The organism is Ruegeria sp. BF8 (assembly GCF_056538625.1).
Genome location: NZ_JBQFTL010000001.1, coordinates 1,355,730 through 1,380,032, shown reverse-complemented (window position 1 = coordinate 1,380,032; position 24,303 = coordinate 1,355,730). Strand labels below are relative to the sequence as shown.

24 protein-coding genes and 2 tRNA genes are annotated in these 24,303 nt (G+C 60.8%); 8 read left to right on the top strand and 18 right to left on the bottom strand.

Going from position 1 to position 24,303, the window contains the following annotated elements:
* The first annotated feature begins 39 nt into the window (after positions 1 to 39).
* From ubiT to ACR0LD_RS06860, 4 genes are read left to right on the top strand one after another with little or no spacing between them, the layout of a single operon-like run.
* Complete coding sequence (gene ubiT / locus ACR0LD_RS06875) at positions 40 to 576, top strand: ubiquinone anaerobic biosynthesis accessory factor UbiT (RefSeq protein ID WP_254435634.1); 537 nt, start codon at positions 40 to 42, stop codon at positions 574 to 576.
* The gene (gene ubiU / locus ACR0LD_RS06870; RefSeq protein ID WP_170357486.1) at positions 573 to 1,571 is read left to right on the top strand and encodes a ubiquinone anaerobic biosynthesis protein UbiU; all 999 of its coding nucleotides are present in this window, start codon (positions 573 to 575) and stop codon (positions 1,569 to 1,571) included. Before ubiT ends, ubiU begins: the two co-directional genes overlap by 4 nt.
* Positions 1,572 to 1,575: 4 nt before the next feature.
* A complete protein-coding gene (gene ubiV / locus ACR0LD_RS06865) occupies positions 1,576 to 2,487 on the top strand; it encodes a ubiquinone anaerobic biosynthesis protein UbiV (protein WP_170366887.1) in 912 nt (303 codons plus the stop codon).
* A 9-nt stretch (positions 2,488 to 2,496) separates the two neighbouring features.
* A complete protein-coding gene (locus ACR0LD_RS06860; protein ID WP_480636122.1) occupies positions 2,497 to 3,657 on the top strand; it encodes an NnrS family protein in 1,161 nt (386 codons plus the stop codon).
* Here ACR0LD_RS06860 and ACR0LD_RS06855 read toward each other — a convergent pair.
* The 14 genes from ACR0LD_RS06855 to ACR0LD_RS06790 form a co-directional block, all read right to left on the bottom strand.
* Positions 3,645 to 4,742 carry a M56 family metallopeptidase gene (locus ACR0LD_RS06855; RefSeq protein ID WP_170357489.1) on the bottom strand — a complete coding sequence of 366 codons (1,098 nt, stop codon included), beginning with the start codon at positions 4,740 to 4,742 and terminating at the stop codon, positions 3,645 to 3,647. The two genes, ACR0LD_RS06860 and ACR0LD_RS06855, sit on opposite strands and share 13 nt — an antisense overlap.
* Positions 4,729 to 5,124, bottom strand: a complete 396-nt coding sequence (locus ACR0LD_RS06850) for a BlaI/MecI/CopY family transcriptional regulator (protein ID WP_170339764.1) — start codon at positions 5,122 to 5,124, stop codon at positions 4,729 to 4,731. Before ACR0LD_RS06850 ends, ACR0LD_RS06855 begins: the two co-directional genes overlap by 14 nt.
* A gap of 68 nt (positions 5,125 to 5,192) precedes the next feature.
* Complete coding sequence (locus ACR0LD_RS06845; RefSeq protein ID WP_370797609.1) at positions 5,193 to 5,462, bottom strand: DUF2160 domain-containing protein; 270 nt, start codon at positions 5,460 to 5,462, stop codon at positions 5,193 to 5,195.
* Positions 5,463 to 5,608: 146 nt separating this feature from the next.
* A complete protein-coding gene (locus ACR0LD_RS06840) occupies positions 5,609 to 6,406 on the bottom strand; it encodes a carbohydrate ABC transporter permease (protein WP_170339760.1) in 798 nt (265 codons plus the stop codon).
* A complete protein-coding gene (locus ACR0LD_RS06835; RefSeq protein ID WP_005983941.1) occupies positions 6,403 to 7,266 on the bottom strand; it encodes a carbohydrate ABC transporter permease in 864 nt (287 codons plus the stop codon). Before ACR0LD_RS06835 ends, ACR0LD_RS06840 begins: the two co-directional genes overlap by 4 nt.
* Positions 7,263 to 8,339, bottom strand: coding sequence for an ABC transporter ATP-binding protein (locus ACR0LD_RS06830; protein WP_480636119.1), 1,077 nt, complete (start codon positions 8,337 to 8,339; stop codon positions 7,263 to 7,265). Before ACR0LD_RS06830 ends, ACR0LD_RS06835 begins: the two co-directional genes overlap by 4 nt.
* A gap of 1 nt (position 8,340) precedes the next feature.
* On the bottom strand, positions 8,341 to 9,390 hold the full coding sequence (locus ACR0LD_RS06825) for an ABC transporter ATP-binding protein (RefSeq protein WP_480636117.1): 1,050 nt from the start codon (positions 9,388 to 9,390) through the stop codon (positions 8,341 to 8,343).
* A gap of 93 nt (positions 9,391 to 9,483) precedes the next feature.
* Entirely contained in the window at positions 9,484 to 11,223 is a 1,740-nt protein-coding gene (locus tag ACR0LD_RS06820; RefSeq protein WP_170357493.1) for an ABC transporter substrate-binding protein, read from the bottom strand.
* 319 nt (positions 11,224 to 11,542) lie between these two features.
* Positions 11,543 to 11,617, bottom strand: a tRNA-Glu gene (locus ACR0LD_RS06815).
* A 24-nt stretch (positions 11,618 to 11,641) separates the two neighbouring features.
* Positions 11,642 to 11,716 (bottom strand) — tRNA-Glu (locus ACR0LD_RS06810).
* Between the two features lie 109 nt (positions 11,717 to 11,825).
* Complete coding sequence (recJ, locus tag ACR0LD_RS06805) at positions 11,826 to 13,568, bottom strand: single-stranded-DNA-specific exonuclease RecJ (protein ID WP_480636115.1); 1,743 nt, start codon at positions 13,566 to 13,568, stop codon at positions 11,826 to 11,828.
* Between the two features lie 69 nt (positions 13,569 to 13,637).
* Positions 13,638 to 14,621: a class II fructose-bisphosphatase gene (gene glpX, locus ACR0LD_RS06800; protein WP_170403815.1), complete on the bottom strand. Its 984-nt coding sequence runs from the start codon at positions 14,619 to 14,621 to the stop codon at positions 13,638 to 13,640.
* 72 nt (positions 14,622 to 14,693) lie between these two features.
* Positions 14,694 to 15,980: a homoserine dehydrogenase gene (locus ACR0LD_RS06795; RefSeq protein WP_170339748.1), complete on the bottom strand. Its 1,287-nt coding sequence runs from the start codon at positions 15,978 to 15,980 to the stop codon at positions 14,694 to 14,696.
* Positions 15,981 to 16,112: 132 nt separating this feature from the next.
* Complete coding sequence (locus tag ACR0LD_RS06790; RefSeq protein ID WP_480636112.1) at positions 16,113 to 16,361, bottom strand: hypothetical protein; 249 nt, start codon at positions 16,359 to 16,361, stop codon at positions 16,113 to 16,115.
* Between the two features lie 100 nt (positions 16,362 to 16,461).
* Here ACR0LD_RS06790 and ACR0LD_RS06785 point away from each other — a divergent pair, with 100 nt between their 5' ends.
* Positions 16,462 to 17,049, top strand: a complete 588-nt coding sequence (locus ACR0LD_RS06785) for a TetR/AcrR family transcriptional regulator (RefSeq protein WP_170363720.1) — start codon at positions 16,462 to 16,464, stop codon at positions 17,047 to 17,049.
* A 31-nt stretch (positions 17,050 to 17,080) separates the two neighbouring features.
* On the opposite strand, the gene ACR0LD_RS06780 is transcribed toward ACR0LD_RS06785, so the two are convergent.
* A complete protein-coding gene (locus ACR0LD_RS06780; RefSeq protein WP_170368282.1) occupies positions 17,081 to 17,992 on the bottom strand; it encodes a pirin family protein in 912 nt (303 codons plus the stop codon).
* Positions 17,993 to 18,150: 158 nt separating this feature from the next.
* Here ACR0LD_RS06780 and ACR0LD_RS06775 point away from each other — a divergent pair, with 158 nt between their 5' ends.
* Positions 18,151 to 18,621: a hypothetical protein gene (locus tag ACR0LD_RS06775; protein ID WP_170339740.1), complete on the top strand. Its 471-nt coding sequence runs from the start codon at positions 18,151 to 18,153 to the stop codon at positions 18,619 to 18,621.
* 3 nt (positions 18,622 to 18,624) lie between these two features.
* Here the strand turns inward: ACR0LD_RS06775 and ACR0LD_RS06770 are convergent, their stop codons facing one another.
* The 3 genes from ACR0LD_RS06770 to ACR0LD_RS06760 are packed head-to-tail and all read right to left on the bottom strand — an operon-like array spanning position 18,625 to position 21,522.
* Positions 18,625 to 19,209, bottom strand: coding sequence for a TadE/TadG family type IV pilus assembly protein (locus tag ACR0LD_RS06770; protein ID WP_170357497.1), 585 nt, complete (start codon positions 19,207 to 19,209; stop codon positions 18,625 to 18,627).
* Complete coding sequence (locus ACR0LD_RS06765; protein WP_254429306.1) at positions 19,196 to 19,702, bottom strand: TadE/TadG family type IV pilus assembly protein; 507 nt, start codon at positions 19,700 to 19,702, stop codon at positions 19,196 to 19,198. Before ACR0LD_RS06765 ends, ACR0LD_RS06770 begins: the two co-directional genes overlap by 14 nt.
* Before the next feature lie 50 nt (positions 19,703 to 19,752).
* Complete coding sequence (locus ACR0LD_RS06760; RefSeq protein ID WP_480636109.1) at positions 19,753 to 21,522, bottom strand: pilus assembly protein TadG-related protein; 1,770 nt, start codon at positions 21,520 to 21,522, stop codon at positions 19,753 to 19,755.
* Positions 21,523 to 21,850: 328 nt separating this feature from the next.
* Here ACR0LD_RS06760 and ACR0LD_RS06755 point away from each other — a divergent pair, with 328 nt between their 5' ends.
* Positions 21,851 to 23,281: a Glu/Leu/Phe/Val family dehydrogenase gene (locus ACR0LD_RS06755; protein WP_093961747.1), complete on the top strand. Its 1,431-nt coding sequence runs from the start codon at positions 21,851 to 21,853 to the stop codon at positions 23,279 to 23,281.
* A 93-nt stretch (positions 23,282 to 23,374) separates the two neighbouring features.
* On the top strand, positions 23,375 to 24,280 hold the full coding sequence (locus tag ACR0LD_RS06750; protein WP_480636107.1) for a hypothetical protein: 906 nt from the start codon (positions 23,375 to 23,377) through the stop codon (positions 24,278 to 24,280).
* The last annotated feature ends 23 nt before the right edge of the window (positions 24,281 to 24,303 follow it).

The window sequence follows — 24,303 nt, the reverse complement described above, 5'->3', positions numbered from 1 at the left end:
ACCCGCACAAATACAACAGCCAAACGGATGAGGCAGTACATGCAGCATATGGTGAGCCCAACACAGACATCGAACAGGCCAAGGCCGCCGGGACAGGCAGTCGTCTCGCGTTTGGCCTGCTTGGCGGTTCAGCCCATTCTCGCGCGTGTGGTCCGTAGGGTCGCGCAGGAACATCCTGCGCTGTTTGCCCGACTTGGCCCGTATCAAAGCGCCGATTTCCTGATCGACCCGATCGAGCTGCCGTTCGCGCTGCATCTGCGTCCAGATCCTCAGAACCTGAGCTTTCGTGCCGTACCGCGGTCGATGCTGCCTGACGCAACAGCCATTATCCGAGGGCGGTTCCTGCTGCTGTTGGAGCTGGTTGATGCGGAACAGGACGGCGACGCGGCCTTTTTCTCGCGCGATTTGGAGATCACAGGAGATACCGAGGCCGTCGTCCGTTTGCGCAATGCATTGGACGACATGGATGGATCCATCGCTCAGGAGGCTGCGGACATGTTCGGCCCGCCTGGCCGCGCGATCCTGTCCCGGTTGCGCCGAAATTACCAAGAAGTAGAAGGAGCGACTGCTTCATGAGCCTCGCCGAATTGATATGCCCCGCCGGAACTCCCGCTGCCCTGCGCACAGCGGTCGATGCCGGGGCCGACGCCGTCTATTGCGGCTTTCAGGACGCCACCAACGCCCGAAATTTTCCGGGGCTGAATTTCACGCCGCAGGAATTGGAGGAGGCGGTCGCTTATGCCCATGCCAAGGGTGCCAAGGTCCTTCTGGCACTCAACACTTATCCCCCGGCGGGCAAGGTCGACCTTTGGCGGCACGCTGCCGACACCGGTGCGCGGATCGGCGTTGATGCCTTCATCGTGGCTGATATGGGCGTGGCCGACTACATCGCCCGAACCCATCCACAGATGCGCTTGCACCTGTCGGTACAGGCTGCAGCGTCGTCACCCGAGGCGATCCGCTACTATTGCGAGAATTTCGGTGTCAAACGCGTGGTCCTGCCCCGTATTTTGACCATTCCCGAGATCCGGCAGATCCGAAAAGAAATCCCCTGTGAGATCGAAACCTTCATCTTCGGAAATCACGGTCTGATGGTCGAAGGGCGCTGCAGCCTGACGAACTATCTGACCGGGCAGTCCACGAACCTCGATGGCGTCTGTTCGCCGGCGTCCGACGTGGAGTACGTGCGCGATGCCGATGGTTCGATGTCATCGAGGTTGGCTGGCTTTACCATCGACCGGTTCGGGCCAGATGAGAAGGCCGGTTATCCGACGATTTGCAAAGGCCGCTATCAGGTCGCACATCGTCCGGACGGGTACTATGCGTTCGAGGAACCGATCAGCCTGAACCTGGCCCGCCTTCTGCCTGAGTTGATCGATGCCGGGGTGCATGCGTTCAAGATCGAAGGGCGGCAAAGGTCCAAGAGTTATGTCCGGTCCGTGGTGTCTGCATTTCGAAACGCTGTCGACGATATCCGGGCGGGTCGCGAAGCGGATATCGGGAACCTCGTCGCACTGACCGAGGGTCAGAAACAGACGCAAGGCGCTTTTGCCACGAAGAAATGGCGGTGAAACGATGACGAAACTTACATTGGGCCCGATCGCCTATCACTGGTCGGCCGACCAACGCCGGGATTTCTATGCGCGTGTCGCCGACGAAGCTCCGGTGGATGAGGTCTATCTGGGCGAGGTCATCTGTTCAAAACGCGCCCCGTTCCAAGAGGCTGACCTGCCGTCCATCATCGAAAGGCTCGAACGGGCGGGCAAAAAGGTGATTTTGTCCTCCTTGGCCGAAGTGATGCTGAAGCGAGAGCGCAAGGCCACCGAAGACCTGTCTGAGATGGAGTCGCCCGAGATCGAAATCAACAACGCTGCGGGACTGTATGCACGCGGTACGCGACCGCATCGCATCGGCCCATTCATGAATGCCTATAACGAGGCCACAATCCGCTGGATGGCGTCAAAGGGGGCGACGCATGTCTGCCTGCCCACCGAGTTGCCAGCGCCCTCGATCGCCGTCGCGGCGCGAATGGCGCGCGACTTGGGTCTCGGGGTTGAAGTGCAGGTCTTTGGCCGGGCGTCGCTGGCCGTTTCGGCGCGGTGCTATCACGCGCGCTCGCACGGGCGGACAAAGGACAATTGCCAATTCGTCTGCGAAGAAGACCCCGACGGGATGCCACTGCGTACGAGGGATGAGCAGCCGATCCTGCGCATCAACGGGATCCAGACCCAATCCGAAGGGTATCTGATCCTGCTGCAGGAACTGCCCCAACTGGTTGCCGATGGTGTGAGCCATCTGCGATTGATGCCTCAGGCCGTGGACATGGTCGCCGTCGCCGAGGTTTACCGGGCGGTGCTGGATCAAAGCATGTCGACCGAGGCGGCCGAAGCCCGGTTGCGGCAGGTTTGTGCAGATACGCCGTTCAGCAATGGGTTCTATCACGGTCAAGCCGGCTATCGCAGGATAGCCCAGGCGTCCCTTGCATGATCGGAAACCATGCTGTCCTCGCCTCATCGGATAATGTTTCCTGCGGCGGGGGCGGCTGCCCTTCTGGGGGTGAGCGGTCTGTTTCTGGGGCAGGATTTCATCACCCATTGGTCGCCGTTGCCGGGGCTGTACGCCTGGCATGCGCATGAGATGTTGTTCGGCTTCGTCGGCGCGGCATTTGCGGGCTATTCGCTGACGGCGATGCGCAGCTGGTCGGGGGGCGATTCTGTCTCGCCAACCGGCACATTGTTGCTGTTTGCGATTTGGGCGATGTCCCGGTTTGCCGCCATCGGTGCGCTTGGGGGCGAACCCATGTTCATCGTCCCAATGGGCACGGCGTTCTTGCTCTTTCTCGCCGGTCGTCTCGCTTGGGCTGCACTGCGCGAGCCCGCGGTTGCCGGAGGGCTTCAGGCGCTTTTCGCCCTTTTGTTGTTCATCTGCCAGATTGCCTTTCTAACTGGGTCTGCGCCGTCCTTCTCCTCAGTTTTGCTTGTGGCACTTTTAGTGTCGGTTGTCGGTGGGCGCATGATCGCTGCTTTCACATGGAATTGGACGCACCAAAGCCCAACCGCCGCGCAAAAGTTTCGGTGCGCGAGGGCATTGGGGGACGCTTCGGCGGCAGCTCTGGCTTTGACTGCGGTGCTTTTCGGACTTGTTTCCGTCGCCGATGGTCCGCTTATCGGCGTCCTTCTTGTGATCTGCACCGGGTGCGAAGGTGGGCGTCTGTGGCTCTGGCATTCAACGGCAGTTCTTCAGGATGGATTGCTGGCGATGCTTCATATTGCCTTTGCGTGTTTGCCCGCTGGTCTGTCCCTGTTGGCGGCTTCGCTGTACTTCCCCGACTTGCTGGCGGCCCATGATGCGTTGCACGTTCTGACGGTCGGAGCGGTCAGCTGCGCGATCTATGCCGTAGCTGCCCGTGCGGTCGCGCGCCGTTGCGGCCGGCTGCGCCCCAGCGCGATCGATAGTATTGGATATGCTTTGCTGTGCCTTGCCGCGGTTTTGCGGGCGTCCTCTGCAGACGTGCCCGCGGCCCTGGCTTGGGGAGCATGTTGGGCAGTGTTCCTCTGGCGGCACGTCCAAGCGTTGGGCCGCCCGCTCGAGCGACCCGTGTTCAGCGGTCGGGCCAGCAACAGGATAGATCCGGGCGTCGCCGATCAGTTGCCCTGATTGCGTGCCTCGAGCCGTTCAAGGTTCACGACGGTCGACAGCATCAGCCGGTCATGGCTCCAGTCCTGAGTCTGGCGGATCGTGGCTGCACCCAAGGCCAGGAGAACAGCGAACAGCAGGGCTGAACCCAGGAACATTGCCGGCAACGGTGCCGAGAACGAGGGCGCATCGGCCAGCGCGATCACGCGCTGTTTCAGAACCCGTTTGGCCTTGCCACCAGAGACCAGCGCCACGTTCAAAACCCGTGGCCGGCCTTGTGCGACGGTGCGGGCGCAATAGCTCAGCAGGCAATCGGTATAGTCGCGCGCGTCGATCCCGCGCCGGGTGACGACGGACTGGTCGCAGGCCAGTTCGCGCAATCGGCTGAACTGGTATTTCAACACCCAGTAGGCAGGGTTCCAGAACAGCAGCGGTCGCAAGGCCTCAAACGCAATCTCCCATTCGACATCCCGGGCGCGAACGTGCTGCAATTCATGCGCCAGGGCAAATCGCAGTTCACGGGGGGTGTCCAGTAGATGGCTGGGCAGAACAACGTGGCGACGACGCGCCCCGCGCACGGCAAATGGAACCGTGATCCGATCGGACAAGCGGATGTCCACGTTGGCCGAACGCCGCCACAGGAAGCTTGAAACCACCGTATCGCGGATCGCCAGCGCATCCCGGACGGTGCGGACCAGCATCCGGAGGGCGGCCAGGGCCAGCAGCACCAGCACGGCCGTCACAAGGGCGCTTTGTCCGGACAGAACCGTGTCGACCCAACGTTCGCGCGTGTTCAGCAGAGCTTCGAATTGTGTGGCCGGCATCGCGATTTCACCGCGCAAATACGCCGCTACCGCAATATCACCGATGGAAACGGCCTGACCCGGCCAGAAAAAACCGGCGGCTGCCGTGACCCCAAGGGCCAGAACAGGGCTGAGCATGACGCAGACGCAAAGAACCTTCAGCACGCGCAGCTGTGTCATGTAGTCGTGCCGCAGACGCGTTCGGGCCACGGCCATGCGGGCGCACAACCAGATGAGTGCTGAAAGAACCAGCACCACGTTCAGGTCGAGAAATACATCGAGAACCGGTTTAACCGCTGTCATTTTGCAGTCTCCTCTCTACCAGTGCTCGAATTTCCTCCAGATCAGCTTCGGTCAGGCCGGCGTCGTCGACAAGTCGTGCCACCAGCGAGGCCGGGGTGTCATCGAACAACGTGCGGGACAGGTTCTGCAGCGACCGCGCCTGATAGGTGTCCTTCTCAAGCAGCGGGCGGTAGATCAGGGTTTTGCCATTCTTGCGGCTTTGGACAAATCCCTTTTCATCCAGGATACGCAGGATCGTCGCGCCCGAGGTGTAGGCTAGGTTCCGCTCGGGCGGCAGCCGGTCCAGCACGTCGCGCACCGAGCCTTCGCCAAGTGCCCAGAGCTCGTTCATGAACTCCAGTTCGACCTCGGTCAGCAGATTTCCTGTCTTTCTCTTTCGCATCGGTCTCGGTGTCACCATTTTGCCTGTTATGCTTGCCAGACAAGCATCCTTTCGCGGTTACGCAAAGCCTAAACTTTCCAGAAAACGAAAATGCCCCAGCCGATCGACAGGAAAAGCGGGGTCCAGACCGGTTGGCCGACCAGCCCCAGCCACGCCAGAAAGATGTAGGCCGAACCCAGCAGGGTGATGAACAGCCGGTCGCCCAACGTGGTGGTCAGGCCCAGCACGCCCCGGCGTTCGATCCCGTCGCGGAACTTGACCACCTCGAGCACGCCGATCAGGGCGATGGCTGAGAAGATGCCCACGAAAACCGCCAGCGTTGCCGGGGTCCAGGCCATCCAGAAATCGGGCCACAGCGGGTCGGTCCATGAAAAGCCCTTGGGTTCTTCCTGACCGACATTGCCCCAGCCGGCCTTGGCTTGCGCCAGCGCCGAGGACGGGGCGAGCAGGGAGAGGGAGAGAAGGAGTTTGCGCATGTCGAACCTCATACACGTCCCATCGCGAAGCCGCGCGCGATGTAGTTGCGGACAAACCAGATGACGATGGCGCCGGGGATGATGGTCAGGGTGCCGGCGGCGGCCAGCAGGCCCAGCTCGTAGCCGGCGCTGGACGCGGTACGGGTCATCACGGCGGCGATGGGTTTGGCCTCGACCGCTGTCAGGGTCTTGGCCAGCAGCATTTCCACCCACGAGAACATGAAGCAGAAGAACGCCGCCACGCCCACGCCCGCCTTGATATTGGGCAGGAAGATCGTGACGAAGAACCGGGGGAAGGAATAGCCGTCGACATAGGCGGTTTCATCCAGCTCTTTCGGGATGCCGCGCATGAAACCTTCCAGGATCCACACCGCCAGCGGTACGTTGAACAGCGTGTGCGCCAGCGCCACCGCCAGGTAGGTGTCGAACAGATGGATCGACGAATACAGCTGGAAGAAGGGCAGGGCGAACACGGCCGCCGGGGCCATGCGGTTGGTCAGCAGCCAGAAGAACAACTGTTTGTCGCCCAGGAACCGATAGCGCGAGAACGCGTAGGCCGCAGGCAAGGCCACGCAGACCGATAGCACCGTGTTGATCGTCACGTAGGTGATCGAGTTGATATAGCCCCAATACCACGTCGGATCGGTGAAGATGGTGATGTAATTCTCCAGCGTAAAGGTCTGGGGAAAAAGGGAAAAGCCTGACAGGATCTCGTTCGTGGTCTTGAAGGACATCGCCACCAGCCAATAGATTGGCAGCATCAGGAACGCGATATACAGGATCGGGATGAGAGACCGCTTCTTCATTGCGCGTCATCCTTTGTCATGAGGGTGTAGAAGACCCAGGAAACCAGCAGCGTGATGGCGAAATAGATCAGGCTCATCGCGGCCGCGGGGCCAAGGTCGAACTGTCCCAGCGCGATCTTCACCAGGTCGATCGACAGCAGAGTGGTCGAGTTGCCGGGGCCGCCCCCGGTCAAAACGAAGGGTTCGGTGTAGATGTTGAAACTGTCCATGAACCGCAGCAGCACCGCGATGGTCAGAACCGTCTTCATCTTGGGGAGTTGGATATAGCGGAACACGGACCAGGGGCTTGCCCCGTCGATCTTGGCCGCCTGGTAATAGGCGTCAGGGATCGAAACCAGACCAGCATAGCACAGCAGCACCACCAACGAGGTCCAGTGCCAGACATCCATCACCACGATGGTGATCCAGGCCGACAGCGGCTGTTGGGTCATGTCATAGTTGATGCCCAGCACGTCGTTCAGGAAATACCCCAGCAGGCCGATCTTGGGCAGGGTGAAGATGTTCCACATCGAGCCGACCACGTTCCACGGGATCAGCATCGGCAGGGCCATCAGGACCAGGCAGACCGGCACCCAAAAGCCCTTGCGCGGCATCGACAAGGCCACGATGATGCCCAGCGGCACCTCGATCATCAGGATCAGCGCGGTGAACAGGAACTGCCGCCCCAGCGCCGCCTGGAACCGGTCGGACCGCAGGATCTGTTCGAACCAGCCCAGCCCTTCCCAGAAGAACTGGTTGTTGCCAAAGGTTTCCTGCACCGAGTAGTTGACCACCGTCATCATCGGCACCAGCGCGTTGAACGCCACCAGCGCCAGCACCGGCAGGACAAAGAACCACGCTTTCTGGTTTTCCGTTCTCATCGGGCGCGCTCCTCGGTTGCGATCCAGCCGTCGCGATACACGCGCGTCTGTTCAGGTTTGAATTTCAGAAAGACTTGCGATCCGGGCTCGGGGGGCGCGTGTTCGGTCACCGCCTTCAACGCGGTGTTGCCGACCATGGCACTGACCACAAAATGCCGGCCGATATCGGCCACCTTGGTGACATGGGCCGGAATGCCCTCGGGGCCGAAACCCACATATTCGGGCCGGATGCCCAGATCTGTGCGGCCGCCACTGCCGCTGACCGGACCTTCCAGCGCCACCTCGTGCCCTTCGAACAGGGCACGATCGCCGCGGGCTTCGCAGGGCAGAACGTTCATGCCGGGCGAGCCGATGAAATGGCCCACGAACGTGTGCTGCGGGCGTTCGAACAGCTCGACCGGGGTGCCGATCTGGACCACTTCGCCTTCCTGCATCACCACGACCTCGTCGGCGAAGGTCAGCGCTTCGGTCTGGTCGTGGGTGACATAGATCATCGTCGCCTTGACGCGCTGGTGCAGCTCTTTCAGCTTGGACCGCAGCTTCCATTTCAGATGCGGGTCGATCACGGTCAATGGCTCGTCGAACATCACCGCGTTCACGTCGTCGCGGACCAGACCGCGCCCCATCGAGATCTTCTGCTTGTTGTCCGGGCTGAGGCCGCTCGCGCGGGTGTTCAGCATGTCGGTGACATCCAGCATCTCGGCGATCTCGTCGACGCGGCGCTTGATCGTCGCGGGATCGACGCCGCGGTTCTTGAGCGGAAAGGCCAGGTTTTCGCCCACGGTCATCTTGTCGTAGATCACCGGGAACTGGAACACCTGCGCGATGTTGCGCTGATCGGGGGGCAGGGCGGTCACGTCGCGGTCGTCGAACAGGATCTGCCCCTCGGATGGGGTCAGCAGCCCCGAGATGATGTTCAGCAGCGTGGACTTGCCGCAACCCGACGGCCCAAGCAGAGCATAGGCCCCGCCATCACGCCAGGTTACGTCGATTTCCTTCAGCGCATAGTCCTGTGGGCCTTGCGGCGATGGCATGTAGCTGTGTTTGAGGTTTGCAAGCTTGATCTGTGCCATGTCAGGCCACCCTTTTGCCGTCTTGGCCGAAATACCGGCAATGGGCCGGGTTCATGTAGAATGTGTGGTCCTCGCCCACCTGATAGGGGTGGACCCCTGCGGCCAGAGACACCCAGGCGTCCTCGCCATGTTGGAAATGCGCGCTGGAGTCGGACCCGGAGAGCTCGGTCACGATCACGCGGCCGGTCAGTTCAACGTCGGCGTCAGAAGCCTTGAGCGGAGTAACACGGTGCGGACGCACGGCGACCATGTATTCGCCATCGGCAATTCCGGACACAGTCCATCCACCTCCGCCAGCCAGGCGCGCTTGGGCACCGGCGACCGTGACGCGGGCCACGTTGATGGGCGGGTCAGAAAACACCCGCGCGGCGGCGAGGTTTTCGGGATTGCGATAGATGTCCGCCGTCGGGCCGAACTGGGTCACGCGGCCGTCTTCCATCAAGGCGGTGTAGCCGCCCAGCAGCAGCGACTCTTCGGGTTCGGACGTGGCATAGACGACCACGGCGCCGCGCCCGGCGAACAGCTCGGGCAGTTGCTCGCGCAGTTCCTCGCGCAGCTTGTAGTCCAGGTTGGCCAGCGGCTCGTCCAGGAACACGGCGCGGCTGTCCTTTGCGATGGCGCGGGCCAGTGCGGTGCGCTGCTGTTGGCCGCCCGACAGTTCGTGTGGACGACGGTGCAGCATCGGGCGCAGTTGCAGCAGGTCGGCGGCTTCTTCCACGCGGCCTTCGATCTCGGATCGCGCCATTCCGGCCACGCGCAGCGGCGAGGCGATATTGTCGAATACAGTCATATGCGGGTAGTTCACGAAGAACTGGTGCACGAGGCTGATCTTGCGTTTTTGTGTGCTCAGCCGGGTCACGTCCTGCCCATCCATCAGAACTTTGCCCGAGGCAATCGGATCCAGGCCGGCCATCATCTTGATCAGAGAGGTCTTGCCCGACCCGGTCGCGCCCAGCAGCACGTTGAAATGGCCGGTCTGCAGCGTCAGGGACGTGGGTTTGATATGGGTAACGGTGCCGACCCGCTTGGTTGCGTTTTGTAGTTCGATCATGTCCGTGGGTTCCGATCCCGCAGCGCGTGGCAACGCTGTTTGGTCTTGGTTGGTAAGGGGCGCCGGTACCGGCGCCCCCCGGGGAGTAGTGGCTTACTGGGACTGCCAGCGTGCCACCAGTTCGTCGTAGTTGACGGTCTGGCCTTGCGGCTTCTCGTTCTCCAGCTTGGCTTTCGGCGCGCCCGGCTTCTCCAGCCAGAAGGCCGGATCCTGCGGTTCGTTCAGGCGCGGACCACAGCCGCCGTAGACGCCGGCGCTTTCATCCGCGGCCTGCATGCGGGCCATGGTGATGTCCATCTCTTCAGCCAGACGGTCCATCGCCTCTTGCGGGGTGAAGGCGCCCGAGTTCACGTCACCGATCTGCTGCCACCAGATTTGGGCCAGCTTCGGATAGTCGGGAACGTTGATGCCGGTCGGCGACCACGCCACGCGGTCGGGCGAGCGGTAGAACTCGACCAGGCCACCCAGCTTGGATGCGCGTTCGGTGAACGACTCGTGGTTGACCGAGCTGTCGCGGATGAAGGTCAGACCCACATGGGACTTCTTCACATCGACAGTCTTGGACGTCACGAACTGAGCGTACAGCCACGCGGCCTGTGCCCGATCCGACGGGGTGGACTTCAGGAAAGTCCACGATCCCACATCCTGATAGCCAACCTTCTGGCCTTCTTCCCAATAGGGGCCATGCGGGCTGGGCGCCATCCGCCACAGCGGGTTGCCCTCATCATCGACGGTATTGTTGCCTTCGGACTTGGGCTTGACCATGTCGGCGGTAAAGGCCGTGTACCAGAAAATCTGTTGGGCCACGTTGCCTTGCGACAGGGCGGGCAGCGATTGGTAGAAGTCGTAGGACGCCGCACCCGGAGGCGCATAGGCCCGCAACCACTCGTCCCATTTGCGGATCGCGTAAACGGCCGCCGGGCCGTTTGCGGCACCGCCCCGCGACACCGAGGCGCCGACCGGGTTACAGGTGCCCGCTTCCATGCGGATGCCCCATTCGTCGACGGGTACACCGTTCGGCTCGCCCTTGTCGCCGGCACCGGCCATCGACAGCCAGGCGTCGGTCATCCGCCAGCCAAGATCAGGCGCGCGCTTGCCGTAGTCCATGTGGCCATAGATCGCGACACCGTCGACTTCCTTCACGTCATTGGTGAAGAACTCGGCGATATCCTCGTAGGCAGACCAGTTGACCGGAACGCCCAGATCATAGCCGTATTTTTCCTTGAATGCGGCCTTGTTGGCTTCGTCATCGAACCAGTCCTTGCGGAACCAGTACAGGTTGGCGAATTGCTGGTCGGGCAGCTGGTACAGCTTGCCGTCGGGACCGGTGGTGAACTGGATACCCATGAAGTCATCCAGGTCCAGCGTCGGCGAGGTTGTCGCCGCCCAATCACCCGCCATCATGTCCGACAGGGGATAGGCCAGTTGCAGGCGCGAGTGCGTGCCGATCAAGTCACTGTCGTTGACATAGCCGTCATACAGGTTCCGTCCGGTCTGCATCTGCGTCTGAACGGCCTGAACGACCTCACCTTCACCCAGGATCTGGTGGTTGACCTTGATGCCGGTGATTTCCTCGAACGCCTTCGTCAGAACTTCGGATTCATACGAGTGGGTCGGGATACCTTCGGACAGAACGTTGATCTCCATCCCGGCATACGGTTCGGCAGCCTTGATGAACCACTGCATTTCCGCCATCTGCTCGTCTTTCGACAAGGTGGATGGTTGGAATTCATCGTCGACCCAGCGCTGTGCTGCGGCTTCGTCGGCCCAAACAGGACCGTGCCCCGCAATGACGGCAGCCGCCGCCACTGCGGACAAAAGATGTTTCCGCATCTTTCTCCTCCCAAAATTTATGGTTCTCCGGCGCGAACCGGATGACGAACAGCATCAGCGATTTTTCGCGAGTCTGTCAAACTAAAAAATTAGTAAATGGCGAAATTGGCCTGTTCGACCCAACGAATTCAACGACTATAGAATTGAAAATATATGGTTTTTATCCCACCCGACGTGGCGTCATCGGCTAGGCGAAAAGAGCATACCAATGACGCTTCGTTATGGATTTTTTGGCGTCACCGCTTGGTCGAGCTGCAAATCTGGATGCAGAAAGTCGCCGCAGTGGTAGCGCGCGATTTGCGTTTCTCGGGGGTGAAAATGGCAGCCCGTAGGGGAATCGAACCCCTCTTTCCAGGTTGAAAACCTGGCGTCCTAACCGATAGACGAACGGGCCACGTCAGCATTGCCCAAGCACAAGTGGCAGCCCGTAGGGGAATCGAACCCCTCTTTCCAGGTTGAAAACCTGGCGTCCTAACCGATAGACGAACGGGCCACGCTGGCTTGTGGAGGGCCTTTTACGGATTACGCCCCCCACCCGCAAGACGAAAAACGCACGGCCAGGAAACTTTTTTGCGGGTCAAAAAAGGCAGTGGCGTCAGCGGTCAATTTGCATCGGCCGCGTCTTCCAGGCGCAACTGCACGCTTTGCCTTCCACCCCATGTATTGACCTCGAGCCGACCGGCAAAATGGAACCGCGCGCCACCGTGATTTGACAGCCTTTCGCCCATCGGTCCGTCAAAGGCACCAAATGCAATCGCGTCCAGCCCACCACCCATTCCGTCCGACAGCGACAGCTTCAGATGGGTATCTCCGACCCGCTTGGCAAAGCGGACCTGCAGGTCGGGCATTGCAAATCGAGGGGCAGGGGCCCCGGCGCCAAATGGGCCGGCCTGCTCGATCTTTTCGATCAGATCAACCGAGGCCGCCCCGGGCATCAGCGCACCGTCCAACTTGAGGTCGGCAGGACCGGCTTGGCCCGCCCCCTGTTTTGCCAGCAACTCCGAGAGTCTCTCCATCGCCGGTTCCAGCTGGTCGCGCATCACGGTCAGACCTGCGGCCATCTTGTGACCGCCGCCCTTGACCAACAAACCCTCGGCGGCCAACCGGTGGATTGATGCACCAAGATCGACACCCGAGACCGAACGGCCCGAGCCTTTGCCTTCGTCACCGTCGAAACCAATCACGACGGCGGGACGGTTCGACGCCTCTTTCAGGCGAGCCGCCACGATCCCAACGACGCCGGGATGCCAGCCGTCACCTGCAGCCCACACCAGCGGCGCATCCAGTCCACGTTCTTCGGCCTGCGCCAGCGCCGCGGCGCGGACCGCATTTTCGATGTCGCGCCGTTCGGTGTTCAGGTCATCAAGGCGCCGGGACAAGGCCTCGGCCTCGGTCACCGAGTCGGTGCTGAGCAGCCGCGCGCCCAGGTCTGCCTGTCCAACCCGGCCGCCTGCATTGATGCGCGGCCCAAGCAGAAAACCCAGATGGTAACTGTTGGGCGCCGAATCCATACGCGCCACTTCGGACAGCGCAACCAGGCCGGGGCGTTGCCGCTGCCCCATCACTTTCAAGCCCTGCTGAACAAGCGCCCTGTTGACCCCGATCAGAGGTGCCACGTCTGCCACGGTCGCCAGCGCGACCAAATCCAGCATCGCCATCAGGTCCGGGCCTTGGGCGTTGGCCTCGCGCAGTTGGCGCCCGGCCTCAACCAGCATCAGAAAGACCACGGTTGCTGCACACAGATGGGCCAGGTCACCGCTTTCATCCTGGCGGTTGGGATTCACCACCGCCACGCAATCCGGCAGCGTTTCGGCGCCCAGGTGGTGATCGAGAACGATCACATCAGCCCCCTTGGCTGCGGCAATTGCTTCGTGGCTGAGCGTGCCGCAGTCCACGCAGATGATCAGATCATGCGTTTCAGCAAGCTGGCTCATGGCGGGGGCGTTGGGGCCATAGCCCTCGTCGATACGATCAGGCACATACAAGGTCGCCTGAAGCCCCATCTGCCTGAGCCAAACCAGCAACAGGGCTGCCGAGCTGCCGCCGTCGACATCATAATCGGCGAAAACGGCGATGCGCTGGTTGTCCCGCACCGCTTTCAGGAACCGCGTTGCCGCGATCTCCATGTCGCGCAGGCTGCGAGGATCGGGAAGAAGGTCGCGCAGTTTTGGAGATAAAAAGCTCTCGGCCTCCATCGGTGGGACACCGCGCCGTGCCAGCACGTGGCACAGGGGGCGGGGCAGGTCGGTCTGCTGGGCCAGCATCTCGGCGGCCCGGTCCAATTCAGGCGATGGACCAATCCACCGGCGGCCCGTCAACGACTGTTCAACACCCAGAAAGCTCAATCCACTTCTCCTGAAAAGGGCCGAATCCTGTCGGACCCGGCCCTTGAACGGTTGTGTCTGCGGGGTCCCTCAGCCTTCGACATGCGGCCAAATGGGGGTGCGGTAGGACATGCGCCGCACCGATCCGGTTTTCGAGCGCATCAGCAGGGTCGTCGTCTCGACCCAACCCGGTTCCCGCTTGATCCGCGGCAGCAGCGACCCGCCGGTGACACCGGTCGCCGCAAAGATCACATCTGCGGTGACCATCTCGTCGCGGGCATAGACACGATCCAGATCGGTAATACCGGCTTTGGCCGCCCGACCGCGTTCGTCATCATTGCGGAACATCAGGCGTCCAAAGATCTGGCCACCCATGCATTTCAGCGCGGCGGCCGCCAGAACGCCTTCGGGCGCGCCACCCTGGCCCATGTACATGTCGATGCCGGTCGTCTCGGACTCGGCACAGTGCATGACGCCTGCAACGTCACCGTCGGTGATCAGGCGGATCGCAGCGCCGGTTTCGCGTACCTCGGCTATCATCGCCTCATGGCGCGGACGTTCCAAAATGCAAACGGTAATGTCCTCGGGGGTGCAGCTTTTGGCCTTGGCCAGTGCTTCGACCCTTTCCCGCGGGGACATGTCCAGTGTCACCACGTTCTCGGGGAAGCCGGGGCCGATCGCCAGCTTGTCCATGTAGACGTCTGGCGCGTGCAGCATCGAACCGCGCGGACCCATCGCGATGACGGTCAAGGCGTTGGGCATATCTTTTGCGGTCAGCGTCGTACCCTCGAGCGGGTCCAGAGCGATGTCCACGCCCGGGCCGTTGCCGGTGCCGACCTCTTCGCCGATATACAGCATCGGCGCTTCGTCGCGTTCGCCTTCACCGATGACTACCACGCCAGCGATATCCAGCAGGTTCAGCTGTTCACGCATCGCGTTGACCGCGGCCTGGTCGGCGGCTTTCTCGTCTCCGCGTCCGACCAGCGAGGCCGAGGCCAGAGCGGCCTGCTCAGCCACGCGCGCAAGTCCAAGGGACAGAAGGCGGTCGTTGAAATCGATTTTGGCAGCGCTCATGCGATGTAATCCTTTGGTAAAGCGAAGACGTCCTGACTGGCATAGCCTGCTCGTGGCGCAGGCCGCAAGGGTTCAAACCTGCTCGATACGCAGAGCTACCGGTTCGCCCGCAACCACATCCGTGGTGCGCAAGTCCTCCAACGCAACGTCCAGCGTGGCGCGTGTGGTCTTGTGTGTAACGATCAGTACCGGTGCCGTGTCCTCGGCATGTGCGTATTGGCGCATCCGGTCGATTGAAACGCCGGCATTTCCCAGAATCGCGGCCACCTTGGCCAGCGCACCTGGTTTGTCCAGCAATGCAAGGCGCAGATAATAAGGGGCAGGCAGGCCGGTGATTGCGGGCTTGGAGTCGACCAGCGACGTGGCGGGTTGACCAAAGGTGGAAATCCGCAGGCCCCGAGCCAGGTCGCAAACATCCCCCATCACCGCACTGGCCGTCGGGCCTTCGCCAGCGCCGGGTCCGCGCAAAACGATCTGTTCGACGGCGTCGCCCTCAATGACCACCATGTTGGTGCCGCCTTCCAGCTGCCCCAAAGGCGAGTCACTGGGTACCAGGCAGGGTTGCATCCGTTGTTCAAGCCCGCGCGGCGTGCGCTGCGCAACGCCAAGCAGCTTGATGCGGTAGCCCATATCGTCGGCCTGATGGATGTCGTCCAGGCTGATATGCTGAATGCCCTCGATCTCGATCCCGTCGAAATTCGGCTTTGTTCCAAACGCGATCGAGGCCAACAGCGCCAACTTGTGCGCCGCGTCGATGCCGCCAACGTCAAGGTTGGGATCCGCTTCGAGATACCCCAACTGAGCGCACTCCTCGAACAGGGCGTTGTAGCCCAATCCCTGCGACTGCATTCGGGTCAGGATATAGTTGCAGGTGCCATTCATCACGCCCATGACGCGCTTGATGTCATTCCCGGCCAACCCTTCGGTAAGGGATTTTATGACCGGAATTCCTCCGGCCACGGCGGCCTCGAACCGGATCACGCGGCTCGCGGCTTCGGCCTGTTCCGCCAATGCCTGGCCGTGAATGGCCAGCAGCGCCTTGTTTGCGGTGACCACATCCTTGCCGCTGGCCAATGCCGCCTCGACCGAGGCCTTTGCCGGGCCATTTTCACCCCCCATCAGCTCGACGAACACATCGATGTCGTCGCGCTTGGCCAAGGCCACAGGGTCGGTTTCCCACGCGAAGCCGGACAGGTTCACCCCGCGATCTTTGGCGGCGTCGCGCGCCGAAACGGCAACGATCTCGATCGGACGACCAGTGCGTGCTTGGAGCAATTCGGCATGACGGCGCACGATCTTGACGACGCCCACACCCACGGTTCCCAAGCCAGCAATTCCAAGCCGTAGCGCCTGTGTCATTCCGTGGGTTCCTTTCCGCTCGAAGTCTGCCTGTTGGACGCAAGGTCCTTTGTCGGCTGCCATAGCTGGTTCAACGCGGCGGCGCAATCCGTCAGGGACAGAGTTGTTGCGCAGTGGGCGAGCGTACGGGGCTTACTGGGTCTCGGCGTTCTGGAGTGCCTGTGCCTTTTGCGACAGCCGCTTGGCCCGTTGTTCCAATTCTTCTTCCACGGCGGCTGCCTCATTCACCGGGTCGACGGGCGGCACGTTGACCTGGGTCAACGGGATCAGCTTGGGGTACGGCGCGGCCTTTACCGAGGCCGCTTCGCTTCCCTCCAACTCGGGAATATCTGCGCACGCGGCCAAGAGAAGCAGCGGCAGGATGACGGAAACAGCTTTCATTTCGCGACCCGAACAGTGAGGAACCTGAACGTGATGCACTTTTTGCATGAACGGTTCAAGCGGGGTTCTATATGAACGTACGTTCATATACGATGGATCCATGGCACGTACTCAAGGCTCTCATTCCGATATCACCGGGCCCCGCATTCGCGAGGCCGCCCTGGGATTGTTTGCACGGCATGGCTATGCCGCTGTTTCCATGCGTCAAATCGCGGGGGAGGTCGGAGTGCAGGCCGGCGCGCTCTACAATTACACTCCGGACAAGCAAAGCCTTCTGTTCCGCCTGATGCAGGACCACATGCAAGAGCTGCTGGCGGCCTATGAAGCGTTGGATTCACAGGCGGATGCATTGGGCGCCCTGCGGCAATTCGTGGGTTTCCACATCCGGTTTCACATGCAGCGGCCGGACGAAGTGTTCATCGCCTATATGGAGCTGCGAAATCTGACGCCTGAAAACTTCGCCGAAATCGAAAAGCTGCGCCGACGGTATGAGGATGCGTTACAGAGCATCCTGCTGGCCGGCCAGAAGGACGGTCTATTCTCTGTTCAGGATGCGAAGATCGCGACGCTAGCGGTGATTGCCATGCTGAATGGTGTCATGACGTGGTACAGGGCCGGTGGACGGCTTTCGCTGGACGAGGTCGAGCAGATTTATTGGGATATGGTACGCAAGGCGGTCGCGGCCTGATTGGCCGCGCCACGTTACCGGTTGTCTGGAGTCAGTGCGCCGGCTTGATGAAAGTACCGTTGCGCAACTCCCGAAACGCCTGCTCGAGTTCGGCGCGCGTGTTCATCACGATCGGGCCATGCCATGCTACCGGTTCATTGATCGGCGCACCCGAGATCAACAGGAATCGCACGCCTTCAGGCCCGGCCTGAACGGTTATTTCGTCTCCGGTGCCAAACCGCACCAGCGTCCGGTTGCCCGACATGTCGCGAATGTTCAGCTCTTGCCCGGCGACTTCCTTCTCAAGCAGAACACCGGTCGGCTGCGAGGCGTCGGCGAAAGCGGCCTGCCCATCGAAAACATAGGCGAAAGCACGGCGATAAGTATCTATCTTGAATGTCTTTTTCACCCCTGCAGGAATCGATACGTCCAAGTATTGCGGGTCCGCGGCGATACCGTCCACCGGCCCGGTCTTACCCCAGAACTTGCCGACGATGACCCGCACCGTGGTGCCATCATCATCGATCACTTCAGGAATGTCCTTGCCCTGAACGTCCTGGTACCGAGGAGCCGTCATCTTTTGAGCCGAGGGCAAGTTGCCCCACAGCTGAAACCCATGCATCTGCCCGGATGCATTTCCCTTGGGCATTTCCTGATGCAGAATTCCGGACCCCGCCGTCATCCACTGGACGTCTCCGGCACCCAGTTGGCCGCTGTTGCCCAGCGAGTCGCTGTGATCGACGGTTCCCGACAGCACGTATGTGATGGTTTCAATGCCGCGGTGGGGATGCCAGGGAAAGCCGGCCTGGTAGTCCTGCGGGTGCTCGTTGCGGAAGTCATCAAACAAAAGGAAAGGATCCAGTTCGGACGGATCCTGAAATCCAAAAGCGCGGTGAAGCTTTACACCAGCGCCTTCCATCGTCGGAACGGCCTTGCGGGTTTCGAGTGTTGGTCTGAGCGACATTTGGATCTCCTGTCTCTGGACCAGTTATCTAATTTTCGCTGAAGTACGGTCAATTCGCGAGAAAGCACTGCCTCTGTGCAAAATTGCGCCGGGTGAGTCTTGGCCTGTTGCTTGACGCTGAAAGCGGGTATGGGGGGCAGGCAAAGGCGGAGTTGGAAATGCAAGAAGACGTACTGGCAACGATTCAGGCTTCATCGGCACGGCGGTGGATGGGCGTGGGAATGCTCGTCACCGTGGGCGCGTTCGTGACTTATGTCGCCCTGGCCGCACCGCCCGCGCCGGAATGGCAGCTGTTCCTGTTCGTGGTCGGAGGTGGCGCGCTTTGGCTTGCGCATCGCGTCTGGCATGCGACCGCGGACCGGATCGAGCTCACGCGCACGGAATTGCGGACAGGCAGCGGCAAGCTGATTGCCGAGGTTGGTGAAATCGAAGGGGTGGATCGGGGTGTGTTCGCCTTCAAACCGTCAAACGGCTTTCTGCTGACGACCCGTAGCAAACGGGGCAGGGCTTGGGCCCCGGGCCTTTGGTGGCGCGTCGGGCGACGTATTGGCGTCGGCGGCATGACGTCCGCCGCTGAGACCAAGTTCCTGTCAGAAATGCTTTCCGCGATGCTGGCCGAGGCCGAATAGCTCTCAGCACCCGCCCGGTGCGTCGATCTTGTCGTAGACGCGCGGGTGGGTGAATACGAAATTGTCCATGGCAAATTCGTTTTCGCCGTATCCGATGCGGAAGGGACGGCGATAGAAGTCCTTCACTTCGACCAGGATCATCTTGCCGTTGTCCGGCATGATGGGCAGCTTGTCCCGGATTTCGCTGATGGTGCCATCGGTCCACGCCTCAAAGCTTTCGCCGCGAATACAGGACCACTGCACATAGTGCCGGTCATCCGGCAGGTCGAAGCGAAGGAACGAGATGCGCATCGACACGTCGGAGCGGTCCGACATCATCTGCTGCAGCAGGTCGTACAGCGTATCCATGTAGGTCGCGTTGATGTCATTGCGTTCGCGGGAAATGACGTCGGCGATCGCATAAGACGCCTTGAGATTCCGCGAGCTCTGCTTGTACCCGTCGAAGAACGTATAGGACGCACACATGCCCCAGAAGAGCAAGGGATAGATCATCACGGCCTCGACACTGATCACGCCGGATTCCTTGCGCGAAAACCGTTTCAGATACCGGACAGCCAGCGGGAAGATTGAGCGATCAGGTCGGTTCATAGACAAACACCGTTGTTGCGTGCAGTTCGTACATACCGTTGGGCTTTTTCCGCGCGATGGCGCCCAGAATGGTACCCCACCACAGCGGCTTTACCTCGACGCAGGCGCGGACGATCATCAGTTCGTCCGACGTGCCGGGCTCGAAGATCTGGCTGTTGCGGATCGTTGCCGGGGTATCGATGCAGTAGGGGTTGGGATCCAGCGTGGTCCCAATAAACGGATCGACGCGGGTCATTTCCAGGATCAGGTTTTCCTTGCACTCAGGAATGTAGCCTGCCTTGTCGCAGACGATGTCCTTCAACAGAGTGTGGGTCCAGCCATCCTGAACGTTGGTGGTATACTTGTCGAGGTTGTTCAGGCGAACGTCGCGGATCGTTTCGTCCAGACCACGCTCGAGATTGGCGTGGTTGAAGGCCCCGATTCCGACTTCGACGGCCGAATAGGTCGTCATGATGAAGATGGGGAACCAGAAGACGAACTCGATCGTCGCCATCCCATCTTCTTTCCGCCGGAACGTGCGGAATTGATGAAGCAAACGCTTGATCATTGGGTCAGCCTCAAATTGCGGATGGTCGATCCGATCGATGCAAATACGTCGACGATTTCGTCACCGGTCGCCTCGTAGTAGGCGCCATCATCGCTTTTGCAGTCTTTCAGAAGGGCCTTGCCCTGATCGGGAGCTTCGAAAGCGATAGTGAAGACTACGATGCCATTGGCGCGAGCGGCGGCACACATTGCGCGCGCGCGCGGGTCCTTGGTGCCCGACCCGATCGAAGTGACCGCGTTGTTGTACCAGGTGTTGCCTTTCGTGCTCCCCAGCGCTTCGCGGAACAGGTCGCGGATCGCGCGACGGGTCGTGCGTTCCCAGACCTGAACCCAGGTCAGGTTGACCGATGTCGCGGGGTCGCCATTGTTGTCCAGAACAGTGCGGGTCTCGCTTCTGCTGTAGTCAAAGTTGTAGCAGACGCCGCCGGACCGGTAGGTGCACCGATAGACAGTATACTCGTCGTTGCCATAGGGATCGTCCTGCCAGATCTCGCGACCCCAGTACCAACCCTTGCTGCTGTCCCATTCGGTATAATCGACATCGTGCCAGAAGTACTTCTCGGTCTCGTAGTCATAGGTCGAATAGGTGGACTTTTTGGCATTCCACCACAGAATGGACGCACCCTCACGGTAGGGGTCGTTTACCATGTACTGAGTGGTGTTCGCGCCGTCCGTCATCAACACCAGAACCTTCATCGAGTCGTTGCTGGAGTAGCTGTTGGGACGGGTGGCGAACTCTGCAGGCACTTCATCACCCGCCAGACGTGCGATCACCGGCTGAATGCTTTCGTCAAGCAGGGCAAGACCCCATTTCAGACCGACGTCGATCGACGTGTTTCCGCCGGCAGTAAAGCTTTCGATGTGATCTTTGAGAACCTGCGGATCCTTTTGCAGGACCGAGACCTCACGGTTGGCGAGTTCGTCACAGACTTCGCTGTAGACGTAGCCGTTGCTGGGGCGCCGGTCATAGGTGCTCCACGGCGTGAAGTGCAGTGTGCGTTGGCGGATCGTATCGGGGTCCAGCGCGGTGGTGTTGAACTCGCTGCTGGTGAAGTTGATGCAGTTTGCCCGGTTATTGGTGCCGGTCGTGCTGAATTCGTCCATCAGATAGTCGGGCAGCGACACCTGAGTTGCGTAGGGGATGATCGAGATCGACAGCTTCCCGTCCTCGGTCTTGTCCGCCATCTCTTGCACGAAGTTTTTGGCCGCCACTTTTAGGTTGGCCAGGCGATTGTAGCTGTTCATCGAGCCAGAGACGTCGAGAACCAAAGAAATCTCAACGTCATCAATGGCTTCCTCGGCAACGCTGGTTGCCGCGCTCACGATCGAGTCAACATCCCACCACTGCATGAAGTGCATGCCGACATCCATCTGGGCGCTCGCTTCGACCTTGCGGTAGCCTTCGATCGTAACGGCGGTCGCGCCGCAGACATTGGGTTCCACGATCGGGTCACCAACCAGGTACTGGTCCAGGCCTTCCTTCGCGAGGTAGTCGACAACCACGTCCTTGGGGCAAAGGTCCTGATCCAGGTCGGCAGCCGCCAGTACGGCGCGGTCCAGAGCATATTGCAGGCGCGCACGTTCGCGATCGTACCGCATAACGTCCACGGCGAAGCCCGCCGCGGTGAAGATGATCATCAGAAGGAAGAGGGCGAAGATGGTCATCGTCCCGCTTTCCGAGGTCACGAAAGACTCGACGGCGCCCCGGCAGCGGTCTGCCTGGCGCGGTTTCTCCGACCGGGTCGATGTCCATTCAAAATTGCGCATAACGAAATCCTTTTGCCGGCCAAAAGCAGCGAAGCCAGTTCTTCGGAACTTGAATAATTTAGATGTGGATCGTGGCGAGAATTGGGCGTGATCGTCACTATGGTGCTCTTTTTGAATGAAAATCGGCGGCAGTCTGGCCGGGAAGGGCATCTTTGTTTCGTTGCTCGGGACAATTTCCGCAAATTGTAAACGCCCGCGACTCGGCTCGGATGGTCGAAACGCGCTGTTCATAAATTGATGAAAAAAAGTGCAAATCGCGATTGCAGCTGCTTGCCAAGGGTGCGACAAAACGTCATGACGCTCGACGTCAACCGGCATGGAGGATTTTATGACGGCCATCAAGGAACCCAGCTTTCGGGAGAGTGTAGATCTGATGTTCAACAGGGCGGCTGCCCTGATGGATCTTCCGCCCGGGCTTGAGGAAAAGATCCGGGTCTGCAATGCGACCTACACCGTTCGGTTTGGCGTGCGTCTGCGGGGGCAGATCCATACTTTCACCGGCTATCGCTCGGTTCATTCCGAGCATATGGAGCCGGTAAAGGGCGGTATCCGCTATGCGATGGCCGTGAACCAGGACGAGGTCGAGGCGCTTGCTGCGCTGATGACCTACAAGTGTGCTCTGGTCGAGGCGCCTTTCGGCGGGTCCAAGGGTGGCCTACGCATCGACCCGCGCAAATACGAAGAGCATGAGCTGGAGCAGATCACCCGCCGTTTCGCCTATGAGTTGGCCAAGCGCGACCTGATCAACCCGTCGCAGAACGTCCCGGCCCCCGACATGGGCACGGGCGAGCGTGAAATGGCTTGGATGGCTGACCAGTACGCGCGGATGAACACCACAGACATCAACGCGCGGGCCTGCGTTACCGGCAAGCCGTTGAATGCCGGCGGCATCTCGGGCCGGGTCGAGGCGACGGGGCGTGGCATCCAATATGCGCTGCGCGAATTCTTCCGGCATCCGGAGGACGTCAAGAAGGCTGGCATGTCAGGCTCGCTGGACGGCAAGCGGGTCATCGTTCAAGGCCTCGGCAACGTCGGCTATCACGCGGCCAAGTTCCTGAGTGAGGAAGACGGCTCTCTGGTTGTGGGCATCATCGAACGTGACGGTGCGATCTATAACCCCGAGGGGATCGACGTCGAAGCGGTTCACCAGTGGATCGTCAAACATGGCGGTGTGAACGGCTACCCGGATGCGACGCACACCGCCGAGGGCACTGCTGTGCTGGAAGAGGAATGTGACATTCTGATCCCGGCCGCGCTGGAGGGCGTGATCAACCTGTCCAATGCCGAGCGCATCAAGGCGCCGTTGATCATCGAGGCCGCGAACGGTCCGGTGACCGCCGGGGCCGACGAAGTGCTGCGCAAGAAAGGCACCGTGATCATTCCAGACATGTATGCGAACGCTGGCGGTGTGACGGTATCGTATTTCGAGTGGGTCAAGAACCTCAGCCACATCCGTTTTGGCCGGATGCAGCGCCGTCAGGAAGAGGCGCGGCACGAGTTGATCGTGAAAGAGCTGGAGCGGTTGGACCGCTATCTTGGCGATGCATGGTCGATGTCTCCGGACTTCAAGGCCAAATACCTCAAAGGCGCGGATGAGCTTGAGTTGGTGCGCTCGGGCCTGGATGACACGATGCGCATCGCCTACCAGGCCATGAGCGAGGTCTGGCACGATCGCGACGACGTCGATGACCTCCGCACCGCGGCATACATCGTGTCCATCGACCGTGTCGCCAAGAGCTATCGGGCCAAGGGCCTCTGACGTCTCGGAAACCGGGCAATCGGGCTTTGACAAAAAGTCCGGTTGCCGCACATCCTGCGCTGGAGTTCAGGCAGTGAAACCAGCGAGGATCTCATGCAAATTACCCGTTCTGTAGCTTGGGCCGCGGCGATAGGATCCGCGACCCTGGCGCATGCGACTGCTGCCATCGCCCAACCCCGGCAGGGATGGACGCCGACTGTGGAAGGGTTGGCTGTCTATCAGGGCAGCGCCGATCTTGAGGACGGCGGTAATTTCAGCGCATCGCGCGCGTTTCTGCGGGCAGGCGGCATTTACAGCTATGGTGACGGGTCCTTTGTGGGTTTGCTGGCGAGTTTCGGTCAGTTTTCCTACGATTTCGGGTTGCCCGGAAACCAGCCGTGGGACGACATCCGCGACATTCGCCTGAGCGTTCCATTGCGTTTCACTCTGGACAACGGGGCTGCGGTGATCGTCTCGCCCCAATTGAGATGGGACTATGAGACCGGCGCCAGTGCCTCGGACGGCTTCACCTATGGTGCCTTCGCCGGCATTTCATGGGCGGTGAACTCCAATCTGCGCATCGGCCCGGCATTTGGCGTGTTCTCCGAGGTTGGAACCAATGATCTCGAAGTCTTTCCCGCGCTTCTGGTCGACTGGACCTTTGCCGAGCGCTGGCGTCTGAGCACCGGGCGCGCGTTGGGGGCCACTCAAGGCCCCGGGGTCACGCTGGAATACAAGGCTTCGGAAAGTGTCAGCGTGGGGCTTGCCGTTCGGTCCGAGAGGGTCCGCTTTCAGTTGAACGATAACGGGTTGGCACCGGGCGGCGTAGGCGAGGACAGCAGCATCCCGGTTGTTCTGTCGGTTGAATACGCGCCAAACCCCGGAGTTTCGCTGTCGGCATTTGCAGGCGCCGAGTTTGACGGCGAGTTGCGCCTCGACAACGCGGCAGGGCAAGAGGTCAGCCGGCAGGGCTATGATACCGCTCCGATCGTCGGCTTTGCCTTCCGTCTGCGGTTCTGAGGGCGATTTCGTTTGCGACGGGT